Here is a 9,517-nt window from a genome sequence, read left to right as displayed (position 1 = left end):
GTCGGACGCGCCGCGCCGCCGGCGGTGACGCCACTAGAGTGACGAACGATGACTGAGACCTTCTCCGGCCCTCTCTCCGACGTGGCCGAGCTGTTCGCGGCCAGTGACGTCCCCGCCCGGCTGGCGCCCGAGGCCCTGGTCCGCCTCGGCGAGGGCGCCGCCGAGATCCTGCGCGGCGACCCGTGGCGTCTGCTGGAGATCCCCGGCGTACGGCCCGAGCAGGCCGACTTCTTCGCCCGCAGGCTGCTCGGTGCGGAGGCCGGGCCGCACGATCCGCGGCGCGCGGCCGCGCTGGCGGCGCACCTGCTGCGGCGCGCGGCGGGCGACGGCCACACGGTGACGTCCGCGAAGGCGATCCTGTCCGCGCTCGAGGCCCTGGACCCGGGGGACGCGGTGGAGACGCTGCGCGCGTCCATCGCCGCCGGGGACATCGCCGCGGTGATGGACGAGGCGTCCGAGGACGAGCTGCTCGGCCTGGCCCGCCTCACCGTCGCGGAGGAGGCGGTGGCCGAGGGCCTGGCCCGGCTCACCGCCACCGCCGATCCCCTGCCCGCGGTCGAGGGCGTGCCGGCGGCCGTGTACGAGAGCGGCGTCAGTGTGCTCGCGGGCGCCCCGGAGGCCGTCGAGGAGGTCCTCGGCCGGCTTCGCGGCGCCCCCGGCATGATCGTCACCGCGCCGACCGACCGGGCCGCACGAGCGCTGGGCGGCGCGAGCTCCCTGCACCTGCTGCTCGAGCCGGCGCCGGACGGCTACGCCCGCGGTGAGGACCGTCCCCTGGAGGCCGACCTCGTCGTGGTGGCCGAGGCGGGCACCCTCGACGTCGAGCGGGCGGCCGCGCTCCTCGACGCGTGCATGGACGGGACGCACCTGGTGCTGGCGGGCGACCCGGCCGCGCCGTCCCCGTCCGGCGCGGGGCGCGTCCTGGCCGACGTCATCGCGTCCGGCACGGTCCCCGTCGTCGAGTTGCCCGCGGAGCCTCGTACGGTCATCGGGCGGCTGACCGCGGCGGCCCGGGAGGGCACGCTGGCCCCGGTGGAGTCCGCCGACCGGGAGGTCGTCATCGTGCCGGCCGCCGAGGCCCGTGAGGCGGCCCATCGCGCGGTGCAGCTCGTCACGGACTCGATTCCGCGCGCCCTCGGCATCCCCGTCGAGGAGATCCTCGTCGTGACGCCCGTACGCCGCGGGGAGGCGGGCGCGATCGCGCTCAACCGCGCGCTGAAGGAGCGGCTCAACCCGGGCACGGGCCCGTACGACGCCGGGGACCGGGTCGTCTGCGTCGCCGACCTGCCGACGGCCGCCGCCGGCGAGTTCGGCACCGTCACCGCCGTCCACCCGGACCGGGGCGCGCTGGTGGTGGCGTTCCCGTCCGGTGAGGTGACGGTGCCGGGATCCGCGGTGCGGCACGGTTGGGCGGTGACCGTCGGCCGTGCCCAGGGCACGCGCTGGCCGGCCGTCGTCGCCGTGCTGCCGGGAGAGGCGGGCGGGGCGCTGTCCCGGCCGCTCGTGGTCGGAGCGTTCAGCCGGGCGGGGCGGCACCTGTCGGTCGTGCACGCCGCCGGTCCGGAGCTGGCCCGTGCGGTCCGCGACCGCGCCGAGCCGCCCCGCCGGACGCGCCTCGCCGCGTTGCTGCGCGAGAACATGGCGGACCTGTAACCCCTGTCGTTTCGGGCGTTTCCGTGTAACGCTCGTGTCGTTGGACTGGTTGTCAGTAACAACGGGAGCGACGCAGGGAGTGACATGGGCTCAAGGCGAGACTGGCGGCGTGTCGGAGCGGCGTCGGCGACGGTGTCCGCCGGCGCGGTGGTGTTCTTCGCGGTCGGCGCCGGCCCGGCATCGGCGGAGACGAGCTCCAAGGCGGGCGAGTGCAAGCTCGGCCCTCTGCTGTGCAGCATCCTGAGCGGCGGGAAGGGCAGCCCCTCCGCTCCGCCGAAGTCGAGCGGCGGCTCGTCGTCCAAGCCCGGCAGCAAGCCGTCGTCCAAGCCGAAGCCCCAGCCGAAACCGAGGTCGAAGCCCGCCTCCGGGCGTTCCCCCCACTCCGGGTCCGGTTCGAGAGCGGGCTCGGCCGGCGGTTCCGGCGGTTCGGGCGCGGTGAACGCGCCGATCACCCCGCCGGCGGGTGCTGCCGGGAACGTGCCCGAGGTCGCCGCGCCGCAGCAGGAGGGCCCGGCGCTGCCCGACATCGTGGGACGGGATCCTCTCGTGTACCCGCAGGAGGCGCCCGCCGCGCAGGACCAGGCCACCTCCGCCCGGCTGATGGCCGCCAGCGACCCGGAGAGCGACTCGGTCCCGCCGCTGCTGGTGGCGACCGCCTCCGGCCTGGTCGGCGCCGTCACCGCGCTCAACCTCAGCGTCCTCGGCCGCCGGCTGCGCCGCCCACGCTGACGGCCGATGCCCGCCACGCCCCGATCGGGGCCGACGACCGACTGGACGGAACTCCCGCCGCGCGAGCTGGGCGCCGACCCGTCGACGCTGTCCCGCGCGCTCGACCTCGTGCACGCGCGCGGCGGCAGGGCGCAGCTGTGCGTACTGCGTGAGGGTCGGGTCCTCCTCGACCGCTCCGTCGGGTGCGCTCCGGATGCGCTGTTCTGCCTGTTCTCCGCGGGCAAGCCGTTCGTGGCGCTGCTGGTCCATCTGCTCGCCCAGCGGGGAGACCTGTCGCTCGACGACCGGGTCGCCGAGCACTGGCCGGAGTTCGGGCGGCGCGGCAAGGAGGACGTCACCGTCCGGCAGGTGCTGCGCCACCGCTCCGGCGTTCCGGTGGCCCGGAGCGTCGCGGGCGACGCGCTGGTCATGCGGCACTGGGGACTGGCCGTACGCGAGGTCGAGCGGGCCCGTCCACGATGGCCGCCCGGTCAGGTCCCCGCGTATCACATCCTCACCTACGGCGTGATCCTCGGCGAGCTCGCCCGGCGGGTCGGCGGAGCGCCCGTGCGCGCGCTTCTGCAGGAGGCGTTCCTGGACCGGCTCGGCCTGCGCGACGTCCATCTGGGGCTCCCCCGCCGGCTGTGGTCCCGGCACGTTCCGGTGCGCGCGACCGATCCCGCCGGGCGCATCACCGCGGGGCTGTTCAACCGGCGCTCGACGCGCGAGGCCGTCATCCCGTCCGCGAACGTCTCGGCGACGGCCCGCGACCTCGCGCGCTTCTACCAGGCGCTCCTGGACGCCGGTGCACCGGGCGGCGCCCGGATCCTGGAACCGTCCACCGTCGAGGAGGCGACGCGCCCCTCCAGCGACGGGGAGATCGACCGTCTCCTCGGCGTGCCGATCCGCTGGAGTCAGGGCTTCCAGCTCGGCGGCCCGGTCGCGGACGGCGCGCTGAGCCGGCCGATGGGCCGGCTCAGCAGCCCGCGGGCGTTCGGCCACAACGGCAGCAACTGCTGCATCGCCTGGGCCGACCCGTCGCGTGACCTGGTCTTCGCCTACCTGACCGACCTGCTGCCGCCCCGGCGGGCCGCCGGCCACCTCGGCGAGGTCGCCGACGCCGTCCTGGCGGCCTGCCGCTGACCTCCGTCCGAACCCGCGGCGGACGGCGTGGAGGTCCGTTAGGGTGGCGCGGGAGATGACCGATTCGGCCAGCGCCCGTGGGGGCGGCGTCCTGATGGGCGCTCTGGTCGTCGACTCGGTGGGCAACGGGCTCTTCCTGCCGCTGTCCCTCGTGTTCTTCACCCGGCTCACCGACGTTCCGCTCGGGCTCCTCGGGGTCCTGCTCAGCACCGCCAACGCCATCACGCTCCCGGTCCCGGTCTGGGCCGGTGTGCTGGCCGACAGGCTGGGCGCCCTGCCCCTGGTCGTGGCGGCCCAGCTCATGCAGGCAGTGGGCTACCTCGCCTACACCCGGGTCGACCACCCCGTCGGCATCTTCCTCGCGGCGGCGCTCGTGGCGGTCGGCGTGCGGTTCTTCTGGTCGAGCATCTTCACCGCGGTCGCGGACTACGCCGACGCCGGTGTCTCCGGCCGGTCCCCCGACTCCTGGTTCGCGTGGGCGAGCATGGCCCGCACCGCGGGGCTCGGTGTAGGCGGCCTGATCACGGGGGCCGTCATGGCCGACGGTCACGCGGCCGCCTATCGCGGGGTCGCCTACGGCGCGGCCGGCTGTTTCGCCGCGGCCGCAGCCGCGATCGCCGTCTTCGTCCGCGCGCCACGGCTCCACGGCGGCACCGGACCGGGCGGAACCGGGTACGGAACGATCCTCCGGGATCGCCCGTTCCTCGCCCTGACCGGCGTCAACACCGTCCTGGCGATGACGAGCATGATGCTCGCCCTCGCCACCCCCACTTTCGTGATCACCGGCCTGAGAGGACCGTCGTGGCTCGCGTCCGCGCTCCTCGTCGGCAATTTCGTCCTGGTGTCGGTGACGGCCGCGCCCGTGGTCGAACGGCTCGCCGGGCACCGGCGCACCCGGGTGCTGGTGGCCGCGGCCGCCCTGTGGGCCCTCTGGTCCTTCCTCTTGTCCGGTCTCGTCCCCGGCCGGCCCGCCCTGGTGATCCCCGTGCTGATCGGCGCGACGCTGCTGTTCACCCTGGCCGAGGTGATGCACGCGCCCGTCTCGATGGCACTGGCGACCGCGATCTCCCCGGCCGAGCTGAGGGGCCGGTACCTGGCCGCGTTCCAGTACTCGTTCACCATCGCCGGGATCATCGCGCCCGCGTTCTTCACCCGGCTCTTCGGTGTTCACCGTGCCCTGCCGTGGGTCGCCCTCGGCGCGATCGACTGCCTCGCCATCGTCGCCGTACGGCTCCTCGAACCCAGCCTGATGACCGCGGAGCGACGTGTCGCCGCGGCGCCCGCCGCTCAGAGCGCCGAGAGCCCCCGGCGGTGAGGGACAGACCCGGTGCGGCCCGCGGTCCCGTCGCGGCCGGGTCGCCCGGGCGCTCCGCCGAGCCGGCGGGGCGCCCGGGCCGTGCTCCAGGTCAGCCGCCGACGGCGTGGACGCCGCCGTCGACGTGGACGATCTCGCCCGTCGTCGCGGGGAACCAGTCGGACAGCAGCGCGACGCACGCCTTGGCGGTCGGCTCCGGGTCGGCGACGTCCCAGCCCAGCGGGGCCTTGTCCGGCCAGACGTTCGTGAACTCCTCGAAGCCCGGGATGCTCTTGGCCGCCATCGTCTTGAGCGGTCCGGCGGCGACGAGGTTGACGCGCACGCCGTCCGGGCCGAGGTACTTGGCGAGGTAACGGGCGGTGGACTCCAGGCCGGCCTTCGCCACGCCCATCCAGTCGTACACCGGCCAGGCCTGGGTGGCGTCGAAGTCCAGGCCGACGACCGACCCGCCGTTCTTCATCAGCGGCAGGCAGGCGGCCGTCAGGGACTTGAGGGAGTAGGCCGAGATCTGCACCGCCGTGGCGACGTCGTCCCACCCGGTGTTCATGAAGTTGCCGCCCATGGCGGTCTGCGGCGCGAACCCGATGGAGTGCACGACCCCGTCGAGCCCGTCGACGTGCTCGGCGACCTTCCCGGCGAGGCCGTCGAGCTGCTCGGCGTTGGTGACGTCGAGCTCGATGACCGGGGCGGCCTCCGGGAGCCGCTTGGCGATGCGCTCGACGAGCGACATGCGGCCGAACCCGGTGAGGACGAGCGTGGCGCCCTCCTGCTGGGCGAGCTTCGCCACGTGAAAGCCGATGGAGGCGTCGGTCAGAACGCCGGTGACGAGGATCCGCTTGCCGTCGAGAATGCCCATTCAGTGTCCCATTTCCAGATGTCGGCCGCCGTTCGCCGCGGCCCGGTGCTCGTTTCGGGTACGCCGGGTCAGTGCCGGGGTGGCCGGGTCAGTGGCCCATGCCGAGGCCGCCGTCGACGGGGATGACGGCGCCGGTGATGTAGGCGGCGTCCTCGCCCGCGAGGAAGCGGACGGCCTTGGCGATCTCGGCCGGCTGCGCGATGCGGCCCAGCGGGATCTGCTTCTTGATCTCGGCCTGGCGGTCCTCCCCCAGCACCGCGGTCATGTCGGTGTCGACGAAGCCGGGCGCCACGACGTTCACCGTGATGTTGCGGGAGCCGAGCTCGCGGGCGAGCGAGCGGGCGAAGCCGACGAGGCCGGCCTTGGAGGCGGCGTAGTTGGCCTGGCCGCCGGAGCCGAGCAGCCCGACGACGGAGGACACCAGGATGATCCGGCCGTTCCGCTTGCGCATCATGCCGCGGACCGCGCGCTTGGCGAGGCGGTAGGCGCCGGTGAGGTTGGTGTCGAGGACGGACGTGAACTCGTCCTCGCTCATCAGGGCCAGCAGGTTGTCCCGGGTGATGCCGGCGTTGGCGACCAGCACCTCGACGGGGCCCTGCTCCGCCTCGACCTTCCCGAAGGCGGCGTCGACGTCCTCGGTGCTGGTGATGTCACAGCGCACGCCGAACAGGCCCTCCGGGGGCTCTCCGGAGCGGTAGGTCACGGCGACGGCGTCCCCGGCGTTCTTCAGCTCGTGGGCGATGGCCAGCCCGATTCCCCGGTTTCCTCCGGTGACCAGGACGGAGCGACTCATTCGACAAACCTCCAGTTCGATCGTGGCGAGCCTATTGCCCTACCGATGGGTAACACGAGCACGGCACCGCCAAGGAGGACCGGCCGGTCTTTGTAGGACGCGATAGGTTGCTCGGGTGAGAGAGATCGATCCGGATTTCACCGCGTTGCCGCTGCGGGCCTTGGCCGACGCGGCGCTGTCCAGGGCCCGCGACCTCGGCGCGGAGCATGTCGACTTCCGCCTCGAGCGCATCCGTCACCAGACGCTGCGCCTGTCCGACGGCAACCTCGAGACCGCCGTCGACGCCGACAGCACCGGTCTCGCCGTCCGCGTGATCCGAGAAGGCACGTGGGGGTTCGCCTCCGGCATCGACCTGACCACGGACGCCGCGGCACGGGTCGCCGAGCAGGCGGTCGAGGTGGCCCGGGTCGCCGCGGCCATCAACCGCGAGCGCATCGAGCTGGCCGCCGAGCCCGCCCACGGCGAGCGGGTCTGGATCTCTTCGTACGAGGTCGACCCGTTCGACGTGGCCGTGCGGGACAAGGTCGCGCTGCTGGGCGACTGGAGCGCCCGGCTGCTGGGCGACGACCGCGTCGCGCACGCGGACGCCTCGCTCCTGCAGGTGAAGGAGAACAAGTTCTACGCCGACACCGCGGGGACCGTCACGACGCAGCAGCGGGTGCGGCTGCACCCGGTGCTGACCGCCGTCGGCATCCGCGACGGGGCCTTCGACACGATGCGCACGCTCGCCCCGCCGGCCGGCCGCGGCTATGAGTACCTCACCGGCGGCGCGTGGGACTGGGACGACGAACTGGCCCGCATCCCCGAGCTGCTGGCCGAGAAGCTCGCGGCGCCGTCGGTCGAGGCCGGGACGTACGACCTCGTCGTCGACCCGTCGAACCTCTGGCTGACCATCCACGAGTCGATCGGGCACGCGACCGAGCTCGACCGCGCGCTGGGGTACGAGGCGGCGTACGCCGGCACGTCCTTCGCGACGCCCGACAAGCTCGGCAGCCTCCAGTACGGCTCCAAGGTCATGAACATCACCGGCGACCGCACCGCCGAGCACGGCCTGGCCACGATCGGCTATGACGACGAGGGCGTCGAGACGCAGGCCTGGGACATCGTCCGCGACGGCCTGTTCGTCGGCTACCAGCTGGACCGGCGGATCGCGCGGCTGACCGGGGCGGAGCGGTCCAACGGCTGCGCGTTCGCCGACTCCCCGTCGAGCATGCCGCTGCAGCGCATGGCGAACGTCTCGCTGCGGCCGGCGCCGGAGGGCCCGTCCACCGAGGAGCTCATCGCCGGCGTCGACCGCGGTCTCTACGTCGTCGGCGACAAGAGCTGGTCGATCGACATGCAGCGTTACAACTTCCAGTTCACCGGCCAGCGGTTCTACAAGATCGAGAACGGCCGGCTCGCGGGCCAGGTGCGCGACGCCGCCTACCAGGCGACGACCACCGACTTCTGGAACTCGATGGAGGCCGTCGGCGGGCCGCAGACCTATGTCCTCGGCGGCGCCTTCAACTGCGGCAAGGGCCAGCCCGGCCAGGTCGCGCCGGTCAGCCACGGCACGCCCTCCGCGCTGTTCCGGGGCGTCAACATCCTCAACGCGGTGAAGGAGGCGGGCAAGTGACCACCCCGCAGGAGACCGTCGAGCGGGCGCTGGCGCTGTCGCGCACGGACGGCTGCGTCGTCATCGCCGAGGAGTCCAGCGGCACGAACCTGCGCTGGGCGGGGAACACGCTGACGACCAACGGCGTCAGCCACTCCCGGCGGCTCACCGTCATCGCGATCAAGAACAAGGCCGAGGGCGTCTCGACCGGCGTCACGTCCCGTACGGGCGTGACCGAGGACCAGGTCGAGGATCTGGTGCGCGCGGCCGAGCGTGCGGCGGCCGACAACGCCCCGGCCGAGGACGCCGCGTCGCTGATCGAGGCGGCCGAGGCGGGTCCGGGCGGCCGCTGGGAGGACCCGCCGGCCGAGACGTCCATCGGCGTCTTCGAGGGCTTCGCGCCGTCGCTCGGTGCGGCCTTCGCCGAGGCGGAGGGCAACGCCCGCCGGCTGTACGGCTTCGCCGAGCACGCGATGAACACCACCTTCCTCGGCACCTCGGCCGGGCTGCGGCTCCGGTCCGACGAGCCGACCGGGAAGGTCGAGCTCAACGCCAAGTCCGCCGACCTGTCCCGGTCCGCCTGGAGCGGCGTCGGCACCCGCGACTTCCGCGACGTGGACGTCACGGCGCTCGCCGGCGACCTCGCGCGGCGGCTGGAGTGGGGCAGGCGGCGGGTCGACCTGCCCGCCGGCCGCTACGAGACGCTCCTGCCGCCCAGCTCGGTGGCCGACCTGATGGTCTACCTCTACTGGTCCGCGGGTGCCCGCGACGCACACGACGGCCGTACGGTCTTCAGCAGGCCGGGCGGCGGCACGAAGGTCGGCGAGCGGCTGACCGACACGCCGGTCCGGCTGTACAGCGACCCCGCGGCTCCCGGTCTGGAGTGCACGCCGTTCGCGGTCGCGCACGCGTCCAGCCGTGACTCGTCGGCGTTCGACAACGGGGTGGCACTTCACCCGGTCGACTGGATCTCCGAGGGCCGGCTGTCCGCGCTGATGCAGAGCCGGTACTCCGCCCGGCTGACCGGCCTGCCGTTCACTCCTGCCGTCGACAACCTGCTGATGGAGGTCCCGGGCAGCGGCGCGACGCTCGACGAGATGATCGCCGGCACCCGTCGCGGGCTGCTGCTGACCTGCCTGTGGTACATCCGGGAGGTCGACCCGCAGTCGCTGCTGCTCACCGGCCTGACGCGCGACGGCGTGTACCTCGTCGAGGACGGCGAGGTCGTCGGCGAGGTCAACAACTTCCGGTTCAACGAGAGCCCGGTCGGCGTGCTGGAGCGCATCGCCGAGGCGGGCGCGACGCGACGCACGCTCCCACGTGAGTGGTCCGACTACTTCACGCGTACGGCGATGCCGCCGCTGCGAATCGCCGACTTCAACATGTCGACGGTCAGCAAGGCCAGCTGAACCGTCTCCTCGCGAGTCATGTCCGTAAAGTCGGCCGACCATGTCC

At 73.5% G+C, this 9,517-nt stretch carries 8 protein-coding genes; 6 read left to right on the top strand and 2 right to left on the bottom strand.

All coding sequences use genetic code 11. The features are described from left to right. Nucleotides 1-48 precede the first annotated feature (48 nt). The 4 genes from NDW01_RS38815 (at nucleotide 49) to NDW01_RS38800 (ending at nucleotide 4,819) form a co-directional block, all read left to right on the top strand. The gene (locus tag NDW01_RS38815; protein ID WP_252829455.1) at nucleotides 49-1,653 is read left to right on the top strand and encodes a helix-hairpin-helix domain-containing protein; all 1,605 of its coding nucleotides are present in this window, start codon (nucleotides 49-51) and stop codon (nucleotides 1,651-1,653) included. A gap of 84 nt (nucleotides 1,654-1,737) precedes the next feature. After that, nucleotides 1,738-2,382, top strand: a complete 645-nt coding sequence (locus NDW01_RS38810; protein ID WP_252829453.1) for a hypothetical protein — start codon at nucleotides 1,738-1,740, stop codon at nucleotides 2,380-2,382. A 6-nt stretch (nucleotides 2,383-2,388) separates the two neighbouring features. Beyond that, nucleotides 2,389-3,504, top strand: a complete 1,116-nt coding sequence (locus tag NDW01_RS38805) for a serine hydrolase domain-containing protein (RefSeq protein ID WP_252829452.1) — start codon at nucleotides 2,389-2,391, stop codon at nucleotides 3,502-3,504. A 55-nt stretch (nucleotides 3,505-3,559) separates the two neighbouring features. After that, complete coding sequence (locus NDW01_RS38800; RefSeq protein ID WP_252829450.1) at nucleotides 3,560-4,819, top strand: MFS transporter; 1,260 nt, start codon at nucleotides 3,560-3,562, stop codon at nucleotides 4,817-4,819. Between the two features lie 91 nt (nucleotides 4,820-4,910). Here NDW01_RS38800 and fabI read toward each other — a convergent pair whose 3' ends face one another. Beyond that, complete coding sequence (gene fabI, locus NDW01_RS38795; protein ID WP_252783574.1) at nucleotides 4,911-5,675, bottom strand: enoyl-ACP reductase FabI; 765 nt, start codon at nucleotides 5,673-5,675, stop codon at nucleotides 4,911-4,913. An 88-nt stretch (nucleotides 5,676-5,763) separates the two neighbouring features. Continuing rightward, entirely contained in the window at nucleotides 5,764-6,468 is a 705-nt protein-coding gene (locus tag NDW01_RS38790; protein WP_252829448.1) for a beta-ketoacyl-ACP reductase, read from the bottom strand. 115 nt (nucleotides 6,469-6,583) lie between these two features. Here NDW01_RS38790 and NDW01_RS38785 point away from each other — a divergent pair, with 115 nt between their 5' ends. Next, a complete protein-coding gene (locus NDW01_RS38785) occupies nucleotides 6,584-8,083 on the top strand; it encodes a TldD/PmbA family protein (protein ID WP_252829446.1) in 1,500 nt (499 codons plus the stop codon). Then, nucleotides 8,080-9,471: a metallopeptidase TldD-related protein gene (locus NDW01_RS38780; protein WP_252829445.1), complete on the top strand. Its 1,392-nt coding sequence runs from the start codon at nucleotides 8,080-8,082 to the stop codon at nucleotides 9,469-9,471. Before NDW01_RS38785 ends, NDW01_RS38780 begins: the two co-directional genes overlap by 4 nt. Nucleotides 9,472-9,517 lie beyond the last annotated feature (46 nt).

The sequence above is a fragment of the Actinoallomurus soli genome, from assembly GCF_024055715.1.
Taxonomy (GTDB): domain Bacteria; phylum Actinomycetota; class Actinomycetes; order Streptosporangiales; family Streptosporangiaceae; genus Actinoallomurus; species Actinoallomurus soli.
The sequence above is the reverse complement of the archived record's forward strand: the minus strand, read 5'-3'. Positions and strand labels throughout refer to the sequence as shown.

What these genes read in the sequence shown, in the direction of transcription:
- NDW01_RS38790 (WP_252829448.1), bottom strand. Translation starts at nt 6,468, where the DNA reads ATGAGTCGCTCCGTCCTGGTCACCGGAGGAAACCGGGGAATCGGGCTG.
- NDW01_RS38810 (WP_252829453.1), top strand. Translation starts at nt 1,738, where the DNA reads ATGGGCTCAAGGCGAGACTGGCGGCGTGTCGGAGCGGCGTCGGCGACG.
- NDW01_RS38800 (WP_252829450.1), top strand. Translation starts at nt 3,560, where the DNA reads ATGACCGATTCGGCCAGCGCCCGTGGGGGCGGCGTCCTGATGGGCGCT.
- NDW01_RS38815 (WP_252829455.1), top strand. Translation starts at nt 49, where the DNA reads ATGACTGAGACCTTCTCCGGCCCTCTCTCCGACGTGGCCGAGCTGTTC.
- NDW01_RS38805 (WP_252829452.1), top strand. Translation starts at nt 2,389, where the DNA reads ATGCCCGCCACGCCCCGATCGGGGCCGACGACCGACTGGACGGAACTC.
- fabI (WP_252783574.1), bottom strand. Translation starts at nt 5,675, where the DNA reads ATGGGCATTCTCGACGGCAAGCGGATCCTCGTCACCGGCGTTCTGACC.